At 69.6% G+C, this 25,491-nt stretch carries 24 protein-coding genes; 7 read left to right on the plus strand and 17 right to left on the minus strand.

Annotated elements, in window-relative coordinates:
* Positions 1-98 precede the first annotated feature (98 nt).
* The 14 genes from V1351_RS11795 to V1351_RS11860 all read right to left on the minus strand — a co-directional run bounded on the left by V1351_RS11795 (position 99) and on the right by V1351_RS11860 (position 14,373).
* Positions 99-1,247 (minus strand): adenosine deaminase, encoded by a 1,149-nt coding sequence (locus tag V1351_RS11795; protein WP_338748365.1) that lies wholly within the window; start codon positions 1,245-1,247, stop codon positions 99-101.
* A complete protein-coding gene (locus V1351_RS11800) occupies positions 1,244-1,609 on the minus strand; it encodes a cupin domain-containing protein (RefSeq protein WP_338748367.1) in 366 nt (121 codons plus the stop codon). Before V1351_RS11800 ends, V1351_RS11795 begins: the two co-directional genes overlap by 4 nt.
* Positions 1,606-2,913 carry a thymidine phosphorylase gene (locus V1351_RS11805; protein WP_338748369.1) on the minus strand — a complete coding sequence of 436 codons (1,308 nt, stop codon included), beginning with the start codon at positions 2,911-2,913 and terminating at the stop codon, positions 1,606-1,608. Before V1351_RS11805 ends, V1351_RS11800 begins: the two co-directional genes overlap by 4 nt.
* Positions 2,910-3,311 carry a cytidine deaminase gene (locus tag V1351_RS11810; RefSeq protein WP_338752525.1) on the minus strand — a complete coding sequence of 134 codons (402 nt, stop codon included), beginning with the start codon at positions 3,309-3,311 and terminating at the stop codon, positions 2,910-2,912. The genes V1351_RS11805 and V1351_RS11810 overlap by 4 nt, the downstream gene beginning before the upstream one ends.
* 10 nt (positions 3,312-3,321) lie before the next feature.
* Complete coding sequence (locus V1351_RS11815; RefSeq protein ID WP_338748370.1) at positions 3,322-4,587, minus strand: ABC transporter permease; 1,266 nt, start codon at positions 4,585-4,587, stop codon at positions 3,322-3,324.
* Positions 4,584-5,684 carry an ABC transporter permease gene (locus tag V1351_RS11820; RefSeq protein WP_338752526.1) on the minus strand — a complete coding sequence of 367 codons (1,101 nt, stop codon included), beginning with the start codon at positions 5,682-5,684 and terminating at the stop codon, positions 4,584-4,586. The genes V1351_RS11815 and V1351_RS11820 overlap by 4 nt, the downstream gene beginning before the upstream one ends.
* Entirely contained in the window at positions 5,684-7,237 is a 1,554-nt protein-coding gene (locus V1351_RS11825; RefSeq protein WP_338748371.1) for an ABC transporter ATP-binding protein, read from the minus strand. The genes V1351_RS11820 and V1351_RS11825 overlap by 1 nt, the downstream gene beginning before the upstream one ends.
* A 118-nt stretch (positions 7,238-7,355) precedes the next feature.
* Complete coding sequence (locus V1351_RS11830) at positions 7,356-8,363, minus strand: BMP family lipoprotein (protein WP_338748372.1); 1,008 nt, start codon at positions 8,361-8,363, stop codon at positions 7,356-7,358.
* A 212-nt stretch (positions 8,364-8,575) separates the two neighbouring features.
* Positions 8,576-9,775, minus strand: a complete 1,200-nt coding sequence (locus V1351_RS11835) for an amidohydrolase (RefSeq protein ID WP_338748373.1) — start codon at positions 9,773-9,775, stop codon at positions 8,576-8,578.
* Positions 9,776-9,841: 66 nt separating this feature from the next.
* Entirely contained in the window at positions 9,842-10,933 is a 1,092-nt protein-coding gene (locus V1351_RS11840) for a mannose-1-phosphate guanylyltransferase (RefSeq protein ID WP_338748374.1), read from the minus strand.
* Positions 10,934-10,972: 39 nt separating this feature from the next.
* Positions 10,973-11,506, minus strand: coding sequence for a 2'-5' RNA ligase family protein (locus V1351_RS11845; protein WP_338748375.1), 534 nt, complete (start codon positions 11,504-11,506; stop codon positions 10,973-10,975).
* 2 nt (positions 11,507-11,508) lie between these two features.
* A complete protein-coding gene (trpS, locus tag V1351_RS11850; RefSeq protein ID WP_422388976.1) occupies positions 11,509-12,546 on the minus strand; it encodes a tryptophan--tRNA ligase in 1,038 nt (345 codons plus the stop codon).
* Positions 12,547-12,599: 53 nt separating this feature from the next.
* Positions 12,600-14,087: a sugar transferase gene (locus V1351_RS11855; RefSeq protein WP_338748377.1), complete on the minus strand. Its 1,488-nt coding sequence runs from the start codon at positions 14,085-14,087 to the stop codon at positions 12,600-12,602.
* A gap of 70 nt (positions 14,088-14,157) precedes the next feature.
* Positions 14,158-14,373 carry a hypothetical protein gene (locus tag V1351_RS11860; RefSeq protein ID WP_338748378.1) on the minus strand — a complete coding sequence of 72 codons (216 nt, stop codon included), beginning with the start codon at positions 14,371-14,373 and terminating at the stop codon, positions 14,158-14,160.
* 221 nt (positions 14,374-14,594) lie between these two features.
* On the opposite strand from V1351_RS11860, the gene V1351_RS11865 reads away from it, so the two are divergent.
* The 7 genes from V1351_RS11865 to V1351_RS11895 all read left to right on the plus strand — a co-directional run bounded on the left by V1351_RS11865 (position 14,595) and on the right by V1351_RS11895 (position 22,473).
* On the plus strand, positions 14,595-16,814 hold the full coding sequence (locus V1351_RS11865; RefSeq protein ID WP_338748379.1) for an NADP-dependent isocitrate dehydrogenase: 2,220 nt from the start codon (positions 14,595-14,597) through the stop codon (positions 16,812-16,814).
* A gap of 169 nt (positions 16,815-16,983) precedes the next feature.
* Entirely contained in the window at positions 16,984-17,733 is a 750-nt protein-coding gene (aqpZ, locus tag V1351_RS11870; protein ID WP_338748381.1) for an aquaporin Z, read from the plus strand.
* A 36-nt stretch (positions 17,734-17,769) separates the two neighbouring features.
* Positions 17,770-19,290 (plus strand): molybdopterin-dependent oxidoreductase, encoded by a 1,521-nt coding sequence (locus tag V1351_RS11875; RefSeq protein WP_338748382.1) that lies wholly within the window; start codon positions 17,770-17,772, stop codon positions 19,288-19,290.
* A gap of 68 nt (positions 19,291-19,358) precedes the next feature.
* Positions 19,359-20,003 carry a fasciclin domain-containing protein gene (locus V1351_RS11880; RefSeq protein WP_338748384.1) on the plus strand — a complete coding sequence of 215 codons (645 nt, stop codon included), beginning with the start codon at positions 19,359-19,361 and terminating at the stop codon, positions 20,001-20,003.
* A 13-nt stretch (positions 20,004-20,016) separates the two neighbouring features.
* Entirely contained in the window at positions 20,017-20,655 is a 639-nt protein-coding gene (sigK, locus tag V1351_RS11885; protein WP_422389029.1) for an ECF RNA polymerase sigma factor SigK, read from the plus strand.
* Positions 20,652-21,389: an anti-sigma factor gene (locus tag V1351_RS11890; RefSeq protein WP_338748387.1), complete on the plus strand. Its 738-nt coding sequence runs from the start codon at positions 20,652-20,654 to the stop codon at positions 21,387-21,389. Before sigK ends, V1351_RS11890 begins: the two co-directional genes overlap by 4 nt.
* An 88-nt stretch (positions 21,390-21,477) precedes the next feature.
* Positions 21,478-22,473 carry a malate dehydrogenase gene (locus tag V1351_RS11895; protein ID WP_338748388.1) on the plus strand — a complete coding sequence of 332 codons (996 nt, stop codon included), beginning with the start codon at positions 21,478-21,480 and terminating at the stop codon, positions 22,471-22,473.
* A 173-nt stretch (positions 22,474-22,646) separates the two neighbouring features.
* Here V1351_RS11895 and V1351_RS11900 read toward each other — a convergent pair whose 3' ends face one another.
* Genes V1351_RS11900 through purH form a run of 3 tightly spaced genes read right to left on the minus strand, consistent with a single transcriptional unit; the run spans position 22,647 to position 25,478 of the window.
* Positions 22,647-22,994: a DUF3017 domain-containing protein gene (locus tag V1351_RS11900; protein WP_338748390.1), complete on the minus strand. Its 348-nt coding sequence runs from the start codon at positions 22,992-22,994 to the stop codon at positions 22,647-22,649.
* The gene (locus tag V1351_RS11905) at positions 22,987-23,838 is read right to left on the minus strand and encodes a bifunctional methylenetetrahydrofolate dehydrogenase/methenyltetrahydrofolate cyclohydrolase (RefSeq protein ID WP_338748391.1); all 852 of its coding nucleotides are present in this window, start codon (positions 23,836-23,838) and stop codon (positions 22,987-22,989) included. The genes V1351_RS11900 and V1351_RS11905 overlap by 8 nt, the downstream gene beginning before the upstream one ends.
* A 29-nt stretch (positions 23,839-23,867) precedes the next feature.
* Positions 23,868-25,478, minus strand: coding sequence for a bifunctional phosphoribosylaminoimidazolecarboxamide formyltransferase/IMP cyclohydrolase (gene purH / locus V1351_RS11910; RefSeq protein ID WP_338748392.1), 1,611 nt, complete (start codon positions 25,476-25,478; stop codon positions 23,868-23,870).
* Positions 25,479-25,491 lie beyond the last annotated feature (13 nt).

Consider the following 25,491-nt stretch of genomic DNA (forward strand, 5'->3'; position numbering starts at 1 on the left):
CCAGAGGTCGGGGCCGGCGACGACATCTCGGGGAGCACGGCGCCCGACACCCGCGGACGTCTCCCCTCGCTGCGACCGTTCCCCTGAGCCCCTCGACGTCAGTCCGTCGGGGAAGCTGCGGCGTACCCGGGCTTGATGATGCCCTCGATCAGCTCGAGCCGTTCATCGAAGGGAAGGAAGGCGGACTTCATCGCGTTCGTCGTCACCCAGCGAAGGTCGGCAAGGTCCCAACCCGCATCGGTGACGAGGGCGTGCATCTCCGTGGTCATCGACGTGTCCGACATCAGTCGGTTGTCGGTGTTGAGGGTGACGCGATAGCGCAATCGGGTCAGCAACGTGATCGGGTGGGCCGCGATGGACGGTGCTGCTCCCGTCTGGACGTTGCTGTGCGGGCACATCTCCAGGGGAACCCGGGTGTCTCGCACGTACGCGGCCAGACGCCCCAGTCGCAGCTGTGACGGGTCCTCGAGCACCGCGGCGTTGGCTCCCAACGGGTCGTCGGTGACGGTGCCGCCGCCGAAACCGATGTCGTCGACGATGCGCACGCCGTGGCCGAGGCGGTCCGCACCGCACCACTGCAGGGCCTCCCAGATGCTCGGCAACCCGAAGGCCTCACCGGCGTGGATGGTGAAGTGTGCGTTCTCCCGCCTGAGGTACTCGAAGGCATCGAGGTGACGACTCGGCGGGTGTCCCGCCTCGGCGCCCGCGATGTCGAATCCGGCCACGCCCCGGTCCCGGTAGTTCACCGCGAGCTCGGCGATCTCGCGGGACTTGGCTGCGTGCCGCATCGCGGTCAGCAGGCCCCGCACGACGATCGGGTGCCCCTCGGCGGCAGCCTCCTCCTCGCCCTCGCGGAAACCGGCATCCACCTCCTCGACGACCTGTTCCAGGGTGAGACCGGCCTCGAGGTGCTGCTCCGGGGCGTAGCGCGACTCGGCGTACACGACGCCATCGCGAGCGAGGTCGAGGACCGACTCCCGGGCGACGCGACGCAGCGCCGGAGCGGTCTGCATGACCCCGACGGTGTGCGCGAAGGTCTCGAGGTAGCGCTCCAGCGAGCCGGAGTCCGCCGAGTCCCGGAACCAGCGGGCCAAGCCCTCCGCCGTGCGCTGCGCACCGTCGACCGGCAGGTCGTGGCCGACCTCGTCGGCAATCTCCAGGACGGTGGCCGGTCGGACTCCTCCGTCGAGGTGGTCGTGGAGGACGACCTTGGGAAGGGCGCGGATCACCCGCTCGTCGGGACTCACCCCTCGTCCTCGCGATTGACCGTGTCGGGAGCGAATGCCGGAGTGCAGATCGCGACGTACTCGGCACCGTCCGCGCCGGTCGAGTAGCGGACCCGCTCTCCCGCCGCGGTCACGACGCTCTGACCGGCCGTCACGGTGGTGGTGCCGCCATCGTGCTCGACGAGGACCGTCCCGGCGATGACGAGGGTGACCTCGTCGAACTGCGGGCGTTGGGCCGGCTCGGACCACCCCGCCGGTGCCTTCATGTGGGCGACGGACATCGCATCGGTGCCTGTCGCGATGCGACCGACGTGCTCGGCGATGACCTTGCCTCCCGGTACGTCGATGATCGAGGGAGTGTCGTTGAGCTCGGGCATCATCATCCTCCTGAACTGATCCGGTCGAGCACGACCGAGCGGGGCGCCGGGATCGTGCTGCTGATTCGCCAGGCACCGTCCAGCGCCTCGATCGCCCGGCCGAAGCGCTCCGGGGTGTCCGTGTGCAAGGTCAACAGCGGGTCGCCACGCCGGACCGGCTCCCCCGGCCGGGCATGCAGCTCCACACCGGCGGCAGCCTGTACCGGGTCCTCCTTGCGGGCCCGACCGGCGCCGAGGCGCCAGGCAGCGAGGCCGACGGCGAAGGCATCGACGTGCTCGAGGTGGCCGTCGGCGTCCGCGGTGATGGTCTCGGTCGACGCAGCGGTCGGCAGCGGCGCGTCCGGGTCCCCGCCCTGGGCGGAGATCATCCGGCGCCACACGTCCATCGCGCGGCCGTCGGCGAGCGCGGCCCGCAGCTCGTCGGGGCCCACCTCACGACCCGCAGCGCGGGTCATCTCGTCGGCGATGGCCACGGTCAGCTCGACGACGTCCTGCGGGCCGCCCCCGGCGAGGACCTCGAGCGACTCGCGGACCTCGAGGCCGTTGCCGGCGGTCAGTCCGAGCGGTACCGACATGTCGGTGATCAGCGCGACGGTGCGGACGCCGGCATCGGTGCCGAGGTCGACCATGGTGCGGGCCAGCTCGGTGGCGTCCTGCCGCGTCTTCATGAAGGCACCCGAGCCGACCTTGACGTCGAGCACGAGCGAGCCGGTGCCCTCGGCGATCTTCTTGCTCATGATGGAGCTGGCAATGAGCGGGATGGCCTCCACCGTGCCGGTGACGTCCCGAAGGGCGTAGAGCTTCTTGTCGGCCGGGGCGAGTCCGGCGCCGGCCGCGCAGATGACGGCACCGACGTCCTCGAGCTGCGCCAGCATCGCCTCGTTGGTGAGGTCCGCCTGCCAACCGGGGATCGCTTCGAGCTTGTCAAGGGTGCCTCCGGTGTGTCCGAGGCCTCGCCCGGAGAGCTGGGGCACCGCGACGTCGAAGACGGCGACCAGCGGCGCGAGCGGGAGGGTGATCTTGTCGCCCACTCCGCCCGTGGAGTGCTTGTCCGCGGTGGGCCGGCTGAGCGAGGCGAAGTCCATCCGCTCGCCGCTGTCGATCATCGCCGTGGTCCACCGGGAGATCTCCGGTCGGGTCATGCCGTTGAGCAGGATGGCCATGGCCAGCGAGGACATCTGCTCGTCGGCGACGACGCCGCGGGTGTAGGCGTCGACCACCCAGTCGATCTGGGAGTCGCTCAACTCACCCCGGTCACGCTTGGCGCGGATGACGTCGACGACGTCGTGGTTCTCGACCGGATCACTCACGGTGCTCCCTTCGTCAGGTCCTGCGCCCCGAAGGCCTGGGGCAGGATCTCGGTGAGGGAGAGATCTCCCTCCGGTGTGCGGATGAGGCACTCGGCTCCGCCGTGCTCCCACAGCAACTGGCGACACCGCCCGCACGGCATGAGCGTCTCGCCCCGTGCGTCGACGCACCAGACAGCGACGAGCCGACCCCCTCCCGTGCGGACCAGATCGCTGATCAGGCCGCACTCGGCACACAGACCCACCGCGTACGAGGCGTTCTCGACGTTGCACGCACTGAGCAGCCGTCCGTCGTCGGCGAATCCGGCGACCCCGACCGGGAAGTCGGAGTACGGGGCGTAGGCACGCTCCATGGCCTCGACGGCAGCGGCGTGCAGCTGCTGCCACCCGTCCTCGGTCAGGGTCGCCACGTCAGTGGCCCTCGCCCCGGCGGTAGACCTTGCCGTTGGCCGCCGGCATGCGTAGTCGTTGGCTGGCAAAGGCCAGCACGAGCAAGGTCGTCAGGTGCGGGGCGAAGCGGGTGAAGTCCCCCGGGATGGTGTCCGTGAGCAGCCACAGGACGACCACGCCGATGCCGGCGGCGATGGCCACGCTGCCCTGGACGAGTCGCTGGCGGCGCACGATCTGCCACCCACCGATGGCCAGGATCAGGACGCCGACGAGGAGCAGCAGCGCGTGGATGGCCTCGCCACCACCGCGCAGCTGGAGGGCGTCGATGTAGCCGAAGAGCCCGGAACCCATGAGGACACCGCCGGGGCGCCAGTTGCCGAAGATCATCGCTGCGAGACCGATGTAGCCGCGACCGCCGGTCTGGTCCTCGCGATAGGCGCTCGAGGCGACCATGGCCAGGAAGCCACCACCGAGACCGGCGAGGCCTCCTGACACGGTGACCGCGATGTACTTGTACAGGTAGACGTTGATGCCGAGGGTCTCGGCGGAGGCCGGCGACTCCCCGCAGCTGCGCACCCGCAGGCCGAAGGAGGTGTGCCACAGCACCCACCACGTGCCCAGGATGAGCAGCAGCGCGACGACGGTGAGCATGGACAGGTCGGTGGTCACTCCGCGCAGCAGCGCTGCGACGTCGGAGACGAAGAACCAGCCGCGGTCCTCGATCGACCCCAGCAGGTCGGAGACGCCGGGCAGGCTCACGCTCGGAAGCGACGGCAGTGGGGGCGACTGGACGTCGCTCCCGCCCTCGAGCTCACCGAAGAACCGTGCGGCGAGATAGCTGGCCACACCGAGCGCGACGATGTTCAACGCGACACCGGAGACGATGTGGTCCACGCCGAAGGTGACCGTGGCCAGCGCGTGCACGAGACCACCGAGTGCGCCGCAGACCACGGCGCCCAGGACGCCCATCCACGGCCCGCCGTGGATGGCGCCGAAGGCGGCCCCCCAGGTCCCGAGGATCATCATCCCCTCGAGCCCGATGTTGATCACCCCGGCCCGCTCGGACCACAGGCCGCCCAGACCGGCGAGCGCGAGCGGCATCGCCCAGGCCAGCGCGGCGCTGATCGTCCCCGAGGAGAAGATGTCGTCCTGGCCGGTGATCTCACGGACGATCGCGATGACCACGATCGCGACGGCCAGTCCGATGGGCCACGCCCAGAACGGGAAGCGGCGTCCCTTCGGCAGTGGCTCCGTCCGCGTCTCGGGGGCGCTCACGAGCGTGCTCATGCCGAGGCTCCTTCCGCTGTGGCACCGGCGTCGAGCTGCCGGGTGACCTGCTTCTGCTCCAGCCGTTGCTCGAACCGGTGGACGACCTCGTAGGCGATGACGACCGCCAGGAGGATCACGCCCTGGATGATGTAGACGAGGGCCGGAGATACACCGGCCTGCAGCTGCAGACCGTCGGACGCCTTCTCCAGCCAGGACCAGAGCAGGGCGGCGAAGGCCATCCCCACCGCGTGGTTGCGTCCCAGGAGTGCCACGCCGATACCGATGAAGCCGACGCCCTCCTGGAAGTTGAGTCCGTAGCTGTGGTCGGCGCCGAAGAAGGCCGGCATGCCGATGAGCCCGGCCACGGCACCCGAGCCGATCATCGCGAAGAGCACCATGCGCGGCACCTTCACGCCGCTGGCGAGGGCCACCGTCTCGGACTCGCCCGTGGCGCGCACGTCGAAGCCCAATCGGGTGCGGTTGATGACGAACCAGTAGACGACGCCGACGATGATCGCCAGGACGAGCAGCGTGTAGACGAGGTTGGGCGCGTCGGGGACGAGTGGCAGCCCCTCGAGCTGACTCGACTGCGGGATGGTCGTCGTGTTGCGGGTGTTGCTCCCCTCGGCACGGTGACCCCAGGTGCGCAGTCCCCAACCGACGAGTCCCGCCGAGATCATGTTGAGCATGATCGTCGAGATGACCTCGGACACCCCGCGCTTGACCTTCAGCCAGCCGGCGATCCCGGCCCAGAAGCCACCGACGGCCATGGCGACCAGCATCGCGAAGATGATGTTCAGTGGCCCCGGGAGGTATCCCTGCCCGGCGAAGACCGCCGCAGCGAACGTGGCCAGCCGGTACTGTCCGTCGACGCCGATGTTGAACAGCTTCATCTTGAAACCGATCGCGACGGCGACGGCGGCGATGTAGTAGGTGATCGCGCTGTTGAAGGTGTTGACGAGCGTGCGTGGTCGCGGCTCGGACAGCAGCGTCTGCCACACGAGCCCGACCGGGTCCCCCACCGCGACGAGCACGATCGAGGTGACGACGAAGGCCACGACCACGGCCAGGAGTGGTGCCGAGAGGTTCAGCGCCAACCGGCGCGGGGAGAGCATCACGAGGCGTCCTTCCCGGCTCCGGTCATCGCACTGCCCAGCTGCTGACTGGTCACGCTCTCCGGATCGAACTCGTCGGTGAGCCGTCCGCGCAGGATGACCCGGATCGTGTCGGAGAGCCCGATGAGCTCCTCGAGGTCGGCGCTGATGAGCAGCACGGCAAGCCCCTCCCGGCGGGCTCGGCGGATGAGATCCCAGATCGCCGCCTGCGCCCCGACGTCGACACCACGGGTCGGGTGGCTGGCGATGAGCACCTTGGGGCGGTGGCTCATCTCGCGACCGATGATCAGCTTCTGCTGGTTTCCGCCGGAGAGCGACCCGGCGGTGACGTGGATGCTCGGGGTACGCACGTCGTAGTCGGCCACGATGCGTTCGGTGTCGGCACGTGCGGCGGCGGGGGTGAGGATCCCCCTCCGGGAGGAGGGGGCCTCGGTCTGGTGCCCGAGCATGCGGTTCTCCCACAAGGGCGCGTCGAGGAGGAGGCCCTGGCGGTGCCGGTCCTCGGGGATGTACCCGACGCCGGCCTCGCGGATGCTGCGCACGTCCCAGTCGGAGATGTCGGTCCCCTCGAGCGAGATCCGCCCGGCAGAGGGCTCCCGTACACCCATGAGGACCTCGACCAGCTCCGCCTGGCCGTTGCCCTCGACGCCGGCGATGCCGAGGACCTCGCCGGCCCGGATGCGCAGCTCCACGTCCGTCAGGAGCGTGCGCCCGTCACCGTCAAGGGTGACGCCCGCGGCCTCGAGGACGGCGCGATCGGTGACTGTCGACGCCTCGCTCTCGGGTAGCGGAAGCTCGCTGCCGACCATGAGCTCGGCGAGCTGGCGGGCGGTGACGTCGCCGGGCAGGACGGTGTCGACAGTGGTCCCGCGGCGGACCACGGTGATGCGGTCGGCGACGGAGAGCACCTCGTCGAGCTTGTGGGAGATGAACAGGACGGTGATGCCCTCCCGCTTCAGCTCGCGCAGGTTGCCGAAGAGCTCGTCGACCTCCTGGGGCACGAGGACCGCGGTCGGCTCGTCGAGGATGATGGTGCGGGCACCGCGGTAGAGGACCTTGAGGATCTCCACGCGCTGGCGGGCCCCGACCCCCAGGTCGGCGACGAGGGCACCGGAGTCGATGTCGAGGCCGTACTCGTCGGAGATCCGGTCGATCTCCGCTCGGGCCGCCGTGCCGATGCCATGCAGCTTCTCCGCCCCGAGGACGACGTTCTCGGTGACGGTGAGGTTGTCGGCGAGCATGAAGTGCTGGAAGACCATGCCGACGCCGTGCTTGATCGCGTCCGCGGGAGAGTGCAGCGAGACCTGGTCGCCGTTGATGCGGATGGTGCCCTCATCGGGACGCTGGACACCGTAGAGGATCTTCATCAGCGTGGACTTGCCCGCGCCGTTCTCGCCGACGATCGCGTGCACCGTCCCCCGCGTCACAGCGAACGAGACGTCGTGGTTGGCGACGACCCCGGGGAAGCGCTTGGTGATCCCCTCGACTTCGACGGCCAGCTCGCCGCTGGGCGCGCCGGTGGACGAAGGGGGGACCGGGACGGTCGTGCTCATGGTGCCTCCGTGGTGCGTCTGCGACGTGCTGCCGCAGGCGAAGGATACTGCCGACACACCTCGGGTCCGGCCACGCGCACTGCACGCGTGACCGGACCCGAGGTTCAGTCGATCTGCGTCACTTGGACGGGACGGTGATCTCCCCGTCGATGATCTTCTGCTTGTACTCGTCGAGCTTGTCCGTGATGTCGTCGATCTTGCCGCCCGTGGTGGAGTACGAGACACCGCCGTCCTTGAGGTCGAACTCGACCAGGCCGGAGATGTCCTCGCCCTCGGTCGCCGCCTTGAGGTAGTCGAAGACCGCGACGTTCACGTTCTTGACCATCGAGGTGATGATGACGTCCTGCACGTCCTGCTCGGCCGTCTTGGCCTGGTCGGAGTCGACGCCGATGGCCATCTTCTTGTTCTCCTTGGCGGCCTCGAAGAGGCCGGCACCGGAGCCGCCGGCCGCGTGGTAGATCACGTCAGCGCCCTTGTCGTACATCCCCTCCGCGGCGGTCTTGCCCTTGGCCGGGTCGGCAAAGCCGGACCCGTCCTCGGCGAGGTACTTGGTCTGGATGTCGATGTCCTCGTCGACGGCCTTCGCGCCCGCCTTGAAACCGGCCTCGAACTTGTTGATCAGCGGCACGTCGGTGCCACCGATGAAGCCGACCTTGCCGCTCTTGGACTTCAGGGCCGCCGCGGACCCGACGAGGAAGGATCCCTCGTGCTCGGCGAAGACGAGCTGGGCGATGTTGTCGCCCTCGGAGGCCTCGGACGCGTCGTCGATGATCGCGAAGTTGACGTCCGGGTTGTCCTTGGCCGCGTTACCGATGGCCTTGGCGTAGATGTAGCCGACACCGACGATGTTGGTGCAGCCCACGTTGACCAGCTGGTTGAGACGGTCCTCGCGAGCGGCGTCGTTCTCGCCCTGGCTCGCCTCGACCTCCTCGGTCTCGATGCCCAGCTCGTCCTTGGCCTGGTCAAGACCCTTGGCGGCGGAGTCGTTGAACGACTGGTCGCCGCGCCCGCCGACGTCGTAGGCGAGGCACGCCTTGACGTCCGTCCCGGACCCGGACGCCGACGTCTCGTCCTCGGTGCTGCTGCTGCCGCCGCAGGCGGTCAGTGCCAGGGCGGCCACTGACATGATCGATGCAGCCTTCACGGTGTGACGCAAGGCGCTCTCCTTCTTCACAGGGGTTCTCGGGCACGCATGTGCCATCAGGGGATGCTACGTGCCGTTCTCTCGGGGCCTGCCACCAGTTGGCCCTCGTCCACCCAACTGTTATGAGACCGCGATGCAATCTCCTCGGATGAGTCGTGGACGCCGCCGGCAGCCCCGGTCGATCCCCTCGGCCCTCAGCCGTCCTGATCGAGCCGGGTCCACTCCCCAGCGGCAGCGAGGGTGAGCAACGCCGTCCCGTTGCGCACCGCGGCCTCGTCGATGACGAGGTCCCCCTGGTGCAGGTCGAAGACACGGCCGCCGGGGGCACGAGTACCCAGACGAGCCAGGGCGCCCTGCGACTCATGCAGCATCCAGGCGAAGTCCTCACCACCGAGGCTGTGGGGCGTGGGCACCGGACGCATCCCAGCGGCCATGGTGGCCCGGCCGAGCGCCGCGACGGCCGCGACGTCGTTGACGACGGGCGGCACTCCTCGGATGTGCTCGACGGTGGCATCGACCCCGTACGGCGCGACCACCCCGTCGACGACATCGTGCAGCAGCGGCCCGATCTCCTCCCACAGCCCGACGTCGAGCATGCGCACGGTGCCCTGGACCACGCCGGTGGAGGGGATGACGTTGATCGCCTCACCAGAGACGATGCGCCCCCAGACGATGACGAGTCCCGAGCGCGGGTCCACCCGCCGGCTCAACACGGCCGGAACATCGGTGATGACCTTGGCCAGGGCGTAGGTGAGGTCCTCGGTGAGGAAGGGGCGTGACGTGTGCCCACCCCGCCCGCGCAGGGTGACGGTCACCTGGTCGGCGGCCGCGGTCAGCGCCCCCTCGCGCAGCCCGATCTCCCCGACGTCCAGTGCGGGGTCGCAGTGCACCGCGTAGACGGTGTCGACGCCGGACATCACACCGGCCCGGACGTAGGCCAGGGCGCCCCCGGGCATGACCTCCTCCGCGGGCTGGAAGACCAGACGCACGGCGAGGTGCCGGGCCGTCAGCTCGTCGGCGACCTCCGCGAGGGCCAGACCGGCTCCGAGCAGGGCGGCGGTGTGGACATCGTGGCCGCAGGCGTGGCAGATGCCGTCACGCGTGGAGCTCCAGTCCAGTCCCGTGCGCTCCCGTACGGGGAGGGCGTCGATGTCACCGCGCAGGGCCACCCTCCGACGAGGCTCCTCGGCTCCCAGGTCGACGACCAGACCCGTCTCACCGACCGGGCGTGGTTGCAGACCGGCCAGCTCGAGGCGTTCGCGCAACCGCGCCGTCGTGCGATGCTCCTGCCACGAGAGCTCGGGGTGGGCGTGCAGGTCCCGCCGGAAGTCGATCAGCTCGGGCAGGAGCCGGTCGATGGCGCCGAGCAAGGCCGGGGCGAGAGGGACAGTCATGGCGAGATGACTCTACCGACCTGCGGTCACCGGCATGCGCAGACGCGACGTGGCCGGGCTCCGGTCTCAGACGAGATCGGTGCGCCCTTCGTCCTTGAGTGCCTGCACGATGAGCCTGACGTCCTGGGCGCGCGCCCGGCTGGTGACCAGGAGGGCGTCGTCGGTCTCGACGACGACGACGTCATCGAGCCCCACGACCGCGACCATGCGACCGGACTCCGAGACCACAAGGCCCGCGGAGTCGATGGCACGGACATCGGCAGCATCCCCGACGACCGTCATCGGCTCGTCCTCGTGGGCCAGAAGCCCGGTCAGTGCCTTGAAGTCACCGACGTCGTCCCAGTCGAAGGACCCCGGCACCATCGCCAGAAGCCCCTCGTCAGCGGCTGGTTCGGCCACCGCGTGGTCGATGGAGATCCTCTCCAGCCCGCCCCACAGTTCGCCGAGTCGGTCGGGTTCCTCGGCGATCTGCCGCAGCCCTGCGGCCAGCTGCGGGTGCCAGCGCTCGAGGAGGTCGAGCAGCACGCCCGCCCGGACGACGAACATGCCGGCGTTCCACCGGAACTCACCGGTCGCCAGGTACGAGGCAGCCCGACGCGCGTCGGGCTTCTCGACGAACTGGCGCACCCGTGCAGCGGTGGGGAAACTCTCCAGCGGCGGCCCCTGCTGGATGTAGCCGAAGCCAGTGGCCGGGTGGGTCGGCGTGATGCCGATGGTGACCAGCCGGTCGGCGCGGGCCGCGACGACGACGGCTTCCTCGACCGCGCGGTGGAAGCCGTCCACGTCGTTGATCGCGTGATCGGCGGCGAAGGACCCGATGATCGCGCCCGGGTCGCGGCGCTCGAGCACCGCAGCCGCCAGACCGATCGCGGCCATGGAGTCGCGGGGCGAGGGCTCGGCGAGCACGTGGTCGTCGGTCAGGTCCGGTACCTGCTCTCGCACCGCGTCGACGTGCGCGGCGCCGGTCACGACGAGCACGCGGTCGGCGGCCAGCCTCCGCAGGCGGTCGACCGTCGCCTGGATCAGGGTGCGGCCCGTGCCCGTGAGGTCGTGCAGGAACTTCGGCGAGCTCGCTCGCGACACCGGCCACAGGCGGGTGCCGGCACCTCCTGCGGGGACCACGGCCCAGAACCGCTCCAGCTCCTCGCTCGACGTCATGGTCCGCACGCTACCCGCCGGTCAGCACGGCACCGCCGGTCACGGGGACGGCAGCAGTCGTTCACCCGTGAGGTCGAAGTCGACCATGGGCCGCCAGACGCCGTCCGAGCCGTGGTCATAGAGGTGGAATCGGCTGACCTCGAAGCGCGCGTCGAAGCCCGCGAGGTCGTCGAAGGCGCGGTCGAGTCCGACCTCGTCGATGTCGTGGGCGATCGTCACGTGCGGGTGGTAGGGGAACTCCAGGTCCCGTGAGATGGGGCCACGGCGCACGGCCTGCTCCAGTCGCTCGCACATCGGGATGCCTTGGGAGACCTGCACGAAGACGACGCGGCTGACGGGCCGGAAGCTCCCGGTGCCGCGCAGGTGGATCGTGAAGGGTCCGTGGTGGGCCGCGACCTCATCGAGGTGCCGGACGAATCGCTCCATCTCGCTCGGAGCGATTTCCGTCGGCGGCATCAAGGTGATGTGCGGTGGGATCGCGTGGGCCATCGGGTCCCCGACGTCCTCACGCTGTTGCTGCAGCTGGTCGCACCACGGCTCGGGAACCGCGATCGAGACCCCGTGCACCGCCATGCTCAGCCTCGCGTGGCGGGGAGCAGGCCGACCCGGTCGTAGACCCGGTCACGGGTCGAGGCCGCGACCTCGCCGGCGCGGGAGGCCCCCTTCGCCAGGATCCGGTCGAGCTCGGCGGGATCGTCCATCAGCTCGGCCATCCGAGTCTGGTACGGCTCCACCGCGGTGACGACGACGTCGGCGACCTCGTGCTTCAGGTCCCCGTAGCCACGGCCCGAGAACTGCATCTCGAGGTCGGCGATCGACGTCCCGGACAGGGCCGAGTGGATCGAGAGCAGGTTGGACACGCCGGCCTTGGCCTCGGGGTCGTAGCGGACCTCACCGTCGACGTCGGTGACGGCCGAGCGGATCTTCTTGGCGATCCGCTCGGGCTCGTCGAGCAGGGAGATCAGCCCCTTGTCGGAGGAAGCCGACTTGCTCATCTTGCCGGTCGGGTCCTGCAGGTCCATGATCCGCGCCGACTCCTTGATGATGTGCGGCTCGGGCACGACCAGCGCATCGCCGAAGCGGGCGTTGAACCGCAGGGCCAGGTCGCGGGTGATCTCCAGGTGCTGGCGCTGATCGTCACCGACCGGTACGCGTGCCGCGTCGTAGATGAGGATGTCGGCGGCCATGAGGATCGGGTAGGTGAAGAGTCCGACGTTGGCGTTGCCGCCCCTGGCCGTCTTGTCCTTGAACTGCGTCATCCGCGAGGCCTCACCGAAGCCCATCTGGCAGGCGAGGACCCACATCAGCTCGGTGTGCTCGGGCACGTGGCTCTGGCAGAAGATCGCCGAGCGCTCCGGGTCGACACCAGCGGCGATGTACTGCGCGGCCGTGACGCGGCTGCGCCGGGTGATGTCGGCCGGATCCGTCGGCACGGTGAGCGCGTGCAGGTCGGCGACGAAGTAGTACGCGTCGAAGTCCTCCTGCAGTCCCACCCAGTTGACCAGCGCTCCCAGGTAGTTGCCGAGGTGGAGGGAGTCACTGGTGGGCTGCATCCCGGAGAGGATGCGGGGCCGCTGCGCGGCCGGGATGTTCGACGTGGACATGTGCGGCATTGTGTCAGCAGCGCCGGTATGAGCCGCGCGGGCCCGCACCGACGGGGGGCGAGTCAGTAGGCGCCGTCCTTGCCGAACACGGCGGAGAAGGTCCGCCAGAGAATGAGCAGATCCAGGGCGACCGACCAGTTCTCGACGTAGTACAGGTCCAGCCGCACGGACTCCTCCCAGGAGAGGTTGCTCCGTCCGTTGACCTGCCACAGCCCGGTCAGTCCCGGCTTGACCAGAAGCCGACGGTGCACGTCGTGCTCGTAGCGGGAGACCTCGTCGGGCAGCGGCGGGCGTGGGCCGACGAGACTCATCTTCCCGCTCAGCACATCGAACAGCTGGGGTAGCTCATCGATCGAGTAGCGACGGATGAAGCGCCCGACAGGGGTGATCCGCGGATCACGTTCCATCTTGAACAGGACGCCTCGATCGACCGGTGCCGTGCAGGTCTCCTGAGCGCTGGGTGAGGGGAGCGTGCCGGAAGGATGCACGCCATCGACTCCAGTGGACGCGCGCTCCGCCAGCTGTTGGCGTTTCAGCTCCTCCAGCTGGGCCTCCGCGTCGACCCGCATGGAACGCAGCTTGGTCATCTGGAACGGCTGCCCGTCCTGCCCCACCCGCTGCTGCCGGAAGAAGACCGGTCCCCCGTCCTGAAGCTTGATGAGGACGGCCACGACCAGCATCAGTGGCGACAGCGCGATCACCAGCGCCAGAGCCGCGAGCCAGTCCACCGTGGATTTGATGATGAGTGTCGGACCCGAGAACGTCGGAGTCTGGACGTGCAGGAGCGGAAGGCCGGACACGGGTCGGGTGATCACCCGAGACCCGGCGATCTCGGTGAGACCCGGGGACAGCAGAATTTCGACCCCGCTGCCCTCCAGAGCCCAACCGAGGCGCCGCAGCCCGGACGGGCCGAGCCGGTGCACAGCGCCGCACGCGACGACATCGACGCCGAGCTCGATGGCCAGCTGTGCGGCCTGGTGCTCGCTGCCGACGACGGGGACACCACCCACGCGATCTGCGTCCGTCGTGGAGGTGCAAACCCCCACGACGCCGTAACCCGCTTCCGGCATCTTGGCAAAAGCCTCGATCAGACCAAGGGCATGACCCGCTTCCCCGACGACGAGGACGTCGTGGTTGAGCCCTCCGGCCTTCCGCTCCGCCCCCAACCACCGTCGCCAGACCTGACGAGCCACGAAGAGCCCGATCAGACCGGCCGGGAGCGCCAGCAGGAAGTAACCGCGGGCCACCTCCACCTTGAACGCGTACGCAAGCAGGGCCGCCGCGGCGAAGACTCTCAGGGTGGCATGCATCAGCAAGCGGTACTCGGTTGCGCCACGACCGAGGATCTCTGCCTCGTAGACACCGTGCAGTCGCAGGGACAGCCACCAGGCCACGGCGAGCGCAGCACTGAAGGTCGGGTACCCGAGCGAGAACCGGTCGGTGCCGGCTGCGATGTCTGATCCGGCGTCGAATCCGAAGCGCACGATCAGGGATCCGAAGACCGCCCAGACGATCAGGACGAAGTCGGTCAGGGCGATCCGGATCTGCACCTGGCGCAGACCCGAATCGCGGTCGCCGCCTCGAGCCGCTGGCGCTCCCATCGGCGCAAAGACAGCCATGTCAAGGCTGCCGCGCCTCGGGAGCAGCCAGCGCGCCAGTCCCCTCCGCGAGCCTGAGCGCGTCCGTCATGCGGCCACGCGGAATGACGAGACCTGCGTCCCTCAGGTGCCGCAAGTGCGCCAGCCGTTCTTCCGCACCAACAGCCGGTTGGTTCTGTCGTCGACGCTCTGTCCGCGACAGCAGCAGCATCCCCCCGACGTAGGCGATCAGCGGCATGGAAGCCCACCCCAGAAACACCATGTTCTCCACATGCACGAGAACTCCCCTCCCCAGGTTCAATCGTTTTCAATCAGTCATTGAGAATGCGACCTTACCAATCGCTTACTTTCTTGACTAGACCCTGACCGTTGCTATTCACCGCCGACAGCCGTGTCGTGCGTCATACCCGCGCGTGGGAAGATCGGGGCAAAACACCCCACACCCACGGAGGGACACACATGACCGCGAAGATCATCTGGACCAAGATCGACGAAGCGCCGGCCCTGGCCACCTACTCGCTGCTGCCGATCGTCCAGGCCTTCACCTCGGGCACCGGTGTGGAGCTCGAGACGAGCGACATCTCCCTCGCGGCTCGCATCCTCGCCCAGTTCCCCGACCGCCTCACCCAGGACCAGCGTGTGCCGAACAACCTCGCCGCGCTCGGTGAGCTGACGCAGTCGCCCGAGGCGAACATCATCAAGCTGCCCAACATCTCCGCGTCCGTTCCCCAGCTGAAGGCGGCCATCGCCGAGCTGCGGGGTCAGGGCTACGACCTGCCGGACTACCCGGACTCCCCCAGCACCGATGAGGAGAAGGAGGTGGCCGCCGCCTACGCCAACGTACTCGGTTCCGCGGTCAACCCCGTTCTGCGAGAGGGCAACTCCGACCGTCGCGCCCCCCAGGCCGTGAAGAACTTCACGAAGAAGCACCCGCACCGCCTCGGCGAGTGGACGGCCGACAACAAGGCCCGCGTCGTCTCGATGGCCGGAGGCGACTTCTACGGCAACGAGAAGTCGGTCGTCATGCCCGCGGACGACACCCTGACGATCACGCTCACCACCACCGGCGGCGAGAGGGTCGTCCTGAAGGACTCCCTCGCGGTGACGAAGGGCGAGATCGTCGACGGGACCTTCATGTCCGCGACGGCTCTGCGCGCCTTCTACCGGGAGCAGATCGAGGTTGCCCGTCAGGAGGGCCTGCTGCTCTCCCTGCACCTCAAGGCCACGATGATGAAGGTCTCCGACCCCATCATCTTCGGCCATGCCGTCGCGGCATGGCTCGGCTCGGTCGTCGACACCCACGCCGAGGCCCTCGCCGAGGCCGGCGTCGACCTGCGCTACGGTCTGGCCTCCCTCTACACCCAGCTGGAGACCCTCCCGGAGGAGAAGGCCGCCGCGATCCGCGCGGACATCGACGCGTTGTCGACGGAGCGCCCCGGCCTTGCCATGGTCGACTCCGGCAAGGGCATCACCAATCTGCACGTGCCCAGCGACGTGATCATCGACGCCTCGATGCCCGTCGTCATCCGCGACTCGGGCCAGATGTGGAACGCCGACGACGGCCAGTCCGAGACGCTCGCGATGATCCCCGACCGGTCCTACGGAACGATGTACGCCGCTGTCATCGAGGAGCACAAGAAGAACGGCGCCCTCGACCCCGCGACGATCGGCACCGTGCCCAACGTCGGGCTCATGGCACAGAAGGCCGAGGAGTACGGCTCGCACCCGACGACCTTCGAGATCCCGCAGGACGGCAGTGTCACGGTGACCAATGCCGCCGGTGAGACCCTCATGGAGCACACCGTCGAGAAGGACGACATCTGGCGGATGAGCCGGGTGAAGGACATCCCCGTCCAGGACTGGGTCAAGCTCGCCGTCACGCGGGCCCGCGCCACCGGCGCGCCGGCCGTCTTCTTCCTCGACGAGCAGCGCGCCCACGACGCCCGGGTCATCGCCAAGGTCAACCAGTACCTCGGCGACCACGACACCGACGGCCTGGACATCCGCATCCTGCCGCCGCAGGAGGCCGTCGTCTTCTGCCTCGAGCAGATCCGCGCCGGCAAGGACGCCATCTCCGTCACCGGCAACGTCCTGCGCGATTACCTCACCGACCTCTTCCCGATCCTCGAGCTCGGCACGAGCGCGAAGATGCTGTCGATCGTCCCCCTGCTCAACGGCGGCGGTCTCTTCGAGACAGGTGCCGGTGGCTCCGCACCGAAGCACGTCCAGCAGTTCCTCAAGGAGAACTACCTGCGCTGGGACTCGCTCGGCGAGTTCTCCGCGCTGGGCGCCTCGCTGGAGCACCTGGCGCAGAACTTCGACAACCCGAAGGCCCAGGTCCTCGCGGACACCCTCGACACGGCGATCGCGACCTTCCTCGAGGAGAACAAGTCCCCGGCCCGCAAGCTCGGCCAGATCGACAACCGCGGCAGCCACTTCTACCTCGCCCTCTACTGGGCGCAGGCGCTGGCCGCCCAGGACGTCGACCCCGAGCTGAAGGAGCGGTTCACCTCGGTCGCCGAGCGCCTTGCGGCCGACGAGGAGACGATCGTCGGTGAGCTCATCGGCGCCCAGGGTTCGCCGGTCGACCTCGACGGGTACTACAAGCCCGACGCCGAGAAGGCCTCGGCCGCGATGCGTCCGAGCGCCACCTTCAACGCGGTGCTCGACTCCGTGTGACCAACGGCCACCTGCCACCTGACGAAGGGGGTGATCCACGCAGCCGGCGGGGTCGCCCCCTTCGTCCACGTCCAGGTGTCGCGGTGGACGAGAGCGAGGATGCGCGCCATGATGAACGCGACTCCATCGCGGGGGCATCCAGGCCAGCGCGCTAGGTTGAGGAGAAGCCGTGCCCCACGACCTGCCCCACCGTCTCGGCGCCGAGTTCCTCGGCACCTTCTGGCTGGTCTTCGGCGGCTGCGGCAGCGCGATCTTCGCCGCTCAGCACCTGAGCGACGGCCAGGACACCGGGCTCGGCATCGGCTTCGTGGGCGTCGCTCTCGCTTTCGGTCTGACCGTCCTGACCATGGTCTACGCCGTCGGCCACGTCTCGGGAGGCCACTTCAACCCCGCCGTCACGCTCGGCCTGGCCGCGGGTCGTCGCTTCGAGTGGAAGGACGTGCCGGCCTACATCTGCACCCAGGTCGTCGCTGGACTCGTCGCCGGTGGCGTGCTGTATGTCATCGCCAACGGCAAGGCCGGATTCGACGCATCCGCGGGCTTCGCGGCCAACGGTTACGCCGAGCACTCCCCGGGGGGCTACACCCTCGCCGCGGTCCTCATCGCCGAGGTTCTGCTCACCGCCTTCTTCCTGTACATCATCCTCGGCGCCACCGATGACCGCGCCCCGGTGGGCTTCGCCCCGCTCGCCATCGGCTTGGGCCTGACGCTCATCCACCTCATCTCCATCCCGATCAGCAACACCTCGGTCAACCCGGCCCGCTCGACGGGCGTCGCCTTCTTCCAGGACGGCGCCGCGGGCCAGTTGTGGGTCTTCTGGTTGGCTCCGATCGTCGGCGCACTCATCGCGGGTGTCACCTACGCTGCGATCACCGGCGTGGACCGACAGCACCTCGACGTGGACGGTACCGCCGTCTGACCCATCCGGGGCAGCGGTCGGCGCCGAACCCCCGGCATGAACGTCCGTAGGATCACCGCCGCCATGTGCGGGATCCTCGCGACCGCGCTCGGAGGCGCCGCGGCGCACCTGGTCGCGGCACTCGTCTCGGCGCCGTCATCACCCGTCCTCGCGGTCGGCAGCACCGTCATCGACGGCACCCCGACACCCGTGAAGGAGTGGGCGGTGGGGACCTTCGGCACGGCGGACAAGCCGATCCTCATCGGGTCGGTCATCGCCGTCACCCTCCTGCTGGCCGCGGTCGCCGGGGTCCTGCGACTGCGTTCCCGGGCCGCTGCGGTCGCCGTCCTGGTGCTGCTCACCGTCCTCGCCGGTGCCGCCGCGGTGCTGCGTCCGCAGGCCGGCTCCTTCGCCTGGCTGCCGGCCATCGTGGCGGCCGTCGTCGGCGTCGCCTGCCTGGAGTGGCTCGTCTCCCGGACCCGGTTGCTGCGCCCGGACCCCGACGTGCCGGGCGAGCCGACCCGACGCGGCGTCCTCGCACTCGGTGGCGCCGGCGTCGGCGCCGTCGCCCTCGGCGCCGGCGGTCAGGCACTCGCCCGCCGTCGCGCACCGGTCACGATCTCCCTGCCCACGGCTGCCGACCCGCTGCCACCACTGGCGAAGGGGGTCGATGTCGGCAAGGCAGGCATCTCCCCCTTCGTCACCCCCGTCAAGGACTTCTACCGGATCGACACCGCTCTGCTCGTACCCAAGGTCGATCCGGGCACCTGGTCGTTGACCATCGACGGTGACGTGCCGGACCCCTTCACGATCGACCTCGACGAGCTGCTCGCGATGCCCGCGGTCGAGCGGGACATCACCCTCAACTGCGTCTCCAACCCCGTCGGGGGCCCCTACGTCGGCAATGCCCGCTGGCTCGGGGTCCTCACCCGCGAGCTCTTCGCCCGGGCCGGCATCGACGCCGACCCACGCGACCCTGACCTGCAGGTGCTGTCCACCTCGACGGACGGGATGACGATCTCCACGCCGCTGTCCGCCCTGCTCGACGACCGGGACGCCCTCGTCGCGGTGGGCATGAACGGCGCTCCCCTGGCTGCCGAGCGAGGTTTCCCCGCCCGGCTCCTCACACCCCGGCTGTACGGCTTCGTCGGTGCCACCAAGTGGCTGACCCGGATGACCGTGACCCGCTACGACGAGCAACCCGCGTACTGGACGGAGCGGGGGTGGGCCACCGACGGCACCGTCAAGACCCAGTCGCGGATCGACACCCCCGCCCCCCTGGCCCGTCTGGATCCCGGACGCACGACCATCGGCGGCGTCGCCTGGGCCCAGGGCCGTGGGATCGCGAAGGTCGAGGTGCGTGTGGACGACGGACCGTGGCAGCGGGCCACCCTGGGCGTCGAGGCCGACATCGACTGCTGGCGACAGTGGTTCCTGCCCTGGGATGCCACCGACGGCCGCCATGATCTCACCGTGCGCGCGACGGACGGTACCGGCGAGATTCAGACGACCACGATGGCCAACCCCTTCCCCGCAGGCGCCTCGGGACTGCATTCGATCGCGGTCACCGTCGGTTGACCAATCCGGTCGGACACCCTACTACGAACTCCAGATGCACACTCCCACAACGTCTTTGGAGGCACACCATGAACCGCAGGACCACCACGCGCCTGGCTGCGACGTTCGCCGCAGTCGCCCTGCCCTTCGCCCTGACCGCCTGCGGTTCGGACGCGGACTCCAGCGGCGGCAGCAGTGCCTCCGAGTCCACCTCCGGGAGCTCGGAGAGCATGTCGGGCGACGACGCCATGACAGCATCCGCCCCCTTCGGTGACGGCTGCGCCGCCGTACCCGAGGACGGCAAGGGCTCCTTCGACGGCATGGCCGAGGACCCGGTGGCCACCGCCGCCGGCAACAACCCGGCGCTGAGCACCCTGGTCGGCGCGGTGAAGAAGGCCGAGCTCGCCTCGACGCTCAACTCCGCCGAGGACATCACCGTCTTCGCGCCGACCAACGACGCCTTCGATGCCATGGACCCGGCCACGCTCGACAAGGCCATGAACGACCCGAAGGGCCTGCTCTCCACGGTGCTGACCCACCACGTCGTCGAGGGTCGCCTCGCGCCGGAGGACCTGGCCGGCACCCACTCGACGCTCGCCGGCGACGAGGTCACCGTCGAGGGGTCGGACGAGGACTTCACCGTCGGTGAGGCGCAGGTCGTCTGCGGCAACGTGCAGACCGCCAACGCGACGGTCTACATCATCGACGGCGTGCTGATGCCCACCGCGAAGTGATCGATCACGCATGATGGGTTCCGTGACCCCTTTCCCCAGCAAGAACACCGGCGACGGCGCCAGCGGCGCCGCCTCCCGAAGTACGACGGCGTCAGGGGTCACGGAATCCGACCGGCTCGCGGCCACGCTCCGAGCCACGGCCAGGGGGGACGATGCCGCCTTCGCCCGTGTCTACGACGACACGTCCGCAAGGGTCCACGGCCTCGTGCTGCGGGTGCTGCGCAACCCGGCCCAGGCCGAGGAGGTCACCCAGGAGGTGTACCTCGAGGTCTGGCGTCGCGCCAGCTCCTTCGACCCGGCGAAGGGCTCTCCCTACGCCTGGTTGCTGACCCTGGCCCACCGACGGGCCGTCGACCGGGTCCGCAGCAGTCAGTCGGCCACCGCGCGGGACGAGACCTGGGAAGCGCGCACCCGCGACATCCACTACGACACGACAGCCGAGAAGGCGACCGAGAGACTGGAGGCCCACCGCGTGCGCGCAGCCCTCCACGAGCTCACGGACGCACAGCGGCAGGCCGTGAGCCTGGCCTACCTCGGTGGGTACACCCACCGCGAGGTGGCCAGCCTGCTCGATCTGCCCCTCGGCACCGCCAAGACCCGCATCCGCGACGGGTTGATCCGCCTACGAGACCAGTTGGGAGTGACCTCATGAGTGAGGATCTGCACAGCCTCTCCGGCGCCTACGTGCTCAACTCCCTCACCGAGCAGGAGCGTGCCGACTTCGAGATGCACCTGCGCCGCTGCCCGACCTGCCGGGACGAGATCGACTCGCTTCGCGAGGTGGTCCCCCTGCTCGCCGAGACCGTCGCGAGCGAGCCGCCCCCCTCGTTGCGGGAGAACATCCTCGCGCAAGCGGCCCGGACACGGCAGGACCCACCGGACTCCGTCCAGCAGGCAGAGGTGCCGCCCGCCCGCGTCCGCGAGCACCCTGCGCACGGCCGGGTGATCCCCCTTCGTCGTCGTCGGTGGGCGGCCGGCCTCGCCGCCGCAGCAGCCCTCGTCGTCGGCGGCGGCGTCACCTGGCAGGTCGTCGAGCAGACGACCACCGGCGTCACCGAGCAGGTCGCCTCGGCGCCGGACGCCCGCAGCTGGCAGGCCGAGACCACCAGCGGCGCCACGATCGTCGTCACCCGCAGTGAGCAGATGGGCGAGGCGGTGCTTCGTGTCAAGGGCCTGGACGACCCCGGCGAGGGTCACGCGTACCAGGCCTGGCTGCAGAACGAGGAGGGCAACATGGTCCCGGCCGGAGTGATGAGCGGGACCGACGGCGAGATGGTCCTCAAGGGTGACGTCAAGCAGGCGAAGGGGGTCGGTCTGACCGTCGAGCCGGCCGGTGGCTCGGAGCAGCCGACGACCGACCCGGTCGCCCTGGTCGTCCTGTCCTAGGGCGCGGTGTCCGTCCGAGCCGGCCCGGAGTAGGGTCGGACCGTCAATTGTTCGCCCCCAACACCCGCATGAAGGGGTACGAGTTCTCGTGAGCACCACTCCCGTCAAGGTCGCCGTCACCGGCGCCGCCGGCCAGATCGGCTACAGCCTCCTCTTCCGCATCGCCAGCGGATCCCTCTTCGGTCCCGACACGCCCGTCGAGCTGCGCCTGCTCGAGATCACGCCCGCGCTGAAGTCGCTCGAGGGTGTCGTCATGGAGCTCGACGACTGCGCCTTCCCGACGCTTGCCGGCGTGGAGATCGGCGACGACCCGGAGAAGGTCTTCGACGGCGTCAACCACGCCCTGCTCGTCGGTGCCCGCCCCCGCGGCCCCGGCATGGAGCGCGGCGACCTGCTCGAGGCCAACGGCGGCATCTTCGCCCCGCAGGGCGCTGCGCTGAACAAGGTCGCGGCCGACGACGTCCACGTGACGATCACCGGCAACCCGGCCAACACCAACGCGCTCATCGCGATGAACAACGCTCCGGACATCCCCAACGAGCAGTTCTCCGCGCTCACCCGCCTCGACCACAATCGCGCCATCAGTCAGCTGTCCTCGAAGCTGGACGTGCCGGTCACCGACATCACGAAGATGACCATCTGGGGCAACCACTCCGCGACCCAGTACCCGGACCTCTTCCACGCCGAGGTCGGTGGCAAGAACGCCGCCGAGGCCGTCGGCGACCAGGACTGGCTGGAGAACACCTTCATCCCGACCGTCGCCAAGCGCGGCGCGGCGATCATCGAGGCCCGGGGTGCCTCCTCGGCGGCCTCGGCCGCCTCCGCGACCGTCGACCACGCGCGCGACTGGGCGCTGGGCACCCCCGAGGGCAACTGGGTGTCGATGTCGGTCTGCTCCGACGGCTCCTACGGCGTGCCGGAGGGCCTGATCTCCTCCTTCCCGGTCACCGTCAAGGACGGCAGGTGGGAGATCGTCCAGGGCCTGCAGATCGACGACTTCAGCCGCGGCCGGATCGACGCCACCGTGGCCGAGCTCGCCGAGGAGCGCGACGCCGTGACCAAGCTCGGTCTCATCTCGGGCTGACCGGCCGAGCACGGACGAAGGGGGACCCGCGCCGGTTGGTGCGGGTCCCCCTTCGCTGTGCTCGCCCCATCACGATTATCGGGTCACCCGTGAATCACCGGCTGTGCCCGAGTATGAAACCCCGGCGAACCCGGGGAAAGTCGTGTGGAGTCAGACGTCGAGGACGAGGCCCGTCAGCGAGGCGTCATGTCGAGGGTGAAGCCGGAGACGACGATCAGCCCCGCGAGCACGACGAGGGTAAGGACGTCGAGGACCCGGCTGCGCACGACCAGCCCCCCGGCACGGTCCGTGGAGAGCACGATCCGCAGCACCGCCGCCAGCACGAGCGTGGCACCGAGGACCGCGGTCGCCCGCAGCACGTGGTCGGTGAGGACGAAGATCAGCCCCACCACGACCCCCGCAGCGATGACCCACCACGCCGCCAGGGGCGGCACGTCGAGCGCAGGGCGCGACTGCTCGGACAGGTCCTCGCTCGCGACCTCGTCCGGGTCGAGCTCACCATGGACGTCCTCGTCAGGCACTGGCGGCTCCGACGACGTTGGCCAGCAGCATCGCGCGGGTCATCGGACCCACCCCGCCGGGGTTGGGGCTGATCCAACCGGCCACCTCGGCGACGTCGTCGGCCACGTCGCCGGCGATCCGGCTCTTGCCGTCCTCGCCCTCGACCCGGCTGACTCCGACGTCCAGCACCGCGGCACCGGGCTTGACCATGTCCGCGGTGATGATGCCGGGCACCCCCGCGGCCGCGACGACGATGTCCGCCGTACGCACCTCTGCCGCAAGGTCCCTCGTCCCGGTGTGGCACAGCACCGGCGTGGCGTTCTCGCTGCGCCGGGTGAGGATCAGGCCCAGCGGCCGGCCGACGGTGATACCGCGTCCGACGACCGCGACCTTGGCTCCCTGGGTCGGCACGTCGTGCCGCCGAAGCAACTCGAGGCAGCCCATCGGCGTGCAGGGCAGCGGGCCCGGCTCCCCCAGCACCAGTCGACCGAGGTTGACCGGGTGCAGCCCGTCGACGTCCTTCGCCGGGTCGACCGCCGAGAGGATCGCGTTCTCGTCCAGACCGGTCGGTTGCTGCACGAGGAAGCCGGTACAGGCCGGGTCCTCGTTCAGCTCCCGGACCACTGCCAGGACCTCCTCCAGCGTCGAGTCGGCCGGCAGGTCGCGGCGGATGCTCGTGATCCCGATCTCGGCGCAGTCCCGGTGCTTGGCGCCGACGTACCAGCGGCTGCCGGGGTCGTCACCGACGAGGACGGTGCCCAGACCGGGGGTGATGCCCCGCTCCCTGAGCGCGGCCACCGTCGTCCTCAGCTCGTCCTTGATCGACGCGAGCGCCGCCTTGCCGTCGAGGATCTGTGCAGTCACGTGGTCATCCTTCCAGTGCGTGGCGCTGATCAGTGGGCGAAGTGCCGGGTACCGGTGAAGTACATCGTGATGCCGGCCGCCTTCGCGGCCTCGACGACCTCGTCGTCACGCACCGAGCCACCGGGGGCGACGACTGCGCGGACCCCGGCGTCGAGCAGGACCTGCAGACCGTCAGCGAAGGGGAAGAACGCGTCGGAGGCCGCCACGGCCCCCTTCGCCCGGTCCTCACCGGCACGTCCGACCGCGAGGTGGCAGGAGTCGACGCGGTTGACCTGCCCCATGCCGATACCGACGGAACCGCCGTCCCTGGCCAGCAAGATGGCATTGGACTTCGTCGCCCGTACCGCACGCCACGCGAAGGCGAGGTCGGCGAGGGTCGCGCCGTCCGCAGCCTCACCGGCCACCAGGGCCCACCGAGTCGGGTCGTCGCCCTGTCCGCCACGGCCCCGGCTGGAGTCCTCGCCACTCGTCGGCTCGACCACGGCGTCGATCGCGTCGCGGTCCTGGACGAGGACGCCACCGGAGATCGGACGCACCTCGACTCCGCCCGGTGTCGGTGTGGCGACCTTCAGCAGGCGACGGTTCTTCTTCTCCTTCAGGATCTCCAGCGCATCGGCGTCGAAGTCGGGCGCCAGGACGACCTCGGAGAACGTGTCATTGAGCGCCGTCGCCATCGTGGCGGTGATCGGGCGGTTGCTGGCGACGATGCCGCCGTAGGCCGACACCGGGTCGCAGGCCTGGGCACGCTCGTAGGCAGCCTCGATGGTCTCGCCCACGGCGATGCCGCAGGGATTGGCGTGCTTGATGATCGCCACGGTCGGCAGGTCACCGTGGTCGTGCGCGGCGCGCAGAGCAGCGTCGGCGTCGACGTAGTTGTTGTAGGACATCGCCTTGCCGTGCAGCTGCTCGGCCTGCGCGAGCCCCGCGCCACCGTCGGCGACGTAGAGGGCAGCGCGCTGGTGCGGGTTCTCGCCGTAGCGCAGCGTCTGCTCGCGGGTCCAGGTGCCACCGATCTGCGCGTCGAAGCCGGTGCCGTCGCCGGTGTCGGCCACCGTGTCGGCCATCCAGTCGGCGACCGCCACGTCGTAGCGGGCCGTGTGGGCGAAGGCCTCGGCAGCGAGTCGCTGGCGCTGCTCGAGGGAGAAGCCGCCACCGCGGACGGCGTCGAGGACACCGCCGTAGCCGTCGGGGTCGGTCACGATCGCGACGGACGCGTGGTTCTTCGCCGCGGCGCGCACCATCGTCGGCCCCCCGATGTCGATCTTCTCGATGCAGTCCTGCACGCCCGCGCCGGAGGCGACGGTGTCGGCGAAGGGGTAGAGGTTGACCACGACGAGGTCGAAGGGGGCGACCTGCAGCTCCTCGAGCTGGCGGACGTGGTCGCTCAGCCGGGTGTCGGCCAGGATCCCGGCGTGGACCCGTGGGTGCAGGGTCTTGACGCGGCCGTCGAGGCACTCGGGGAATCCGGTGAGGTCCTCGACCTTGGTCACGGGCAGGCCGAGCTTCTCGATCAGGGCGGCCGAGCCACCGGTGGAGACCAGCTCGACACCGGCGTCGGCGAGGCCCGAGACGAGGTCCTCCAGGCCGGTCTTGTCGAAGACCGAGACGAGGGCGCGGCGGACGGGGCGAGGATCGGACACGGATGCTCCTGGT

It is taken from the genome of Janibacter sp. A1S7 (genome assembly GCF_037198315.1).
GTDB classification, from domain to species: Bacteria; Actinomycetota; Actinomycetes; order Actinomycetales; family Dermatophilaceae; genus Janibacter; species Janibacter alittae.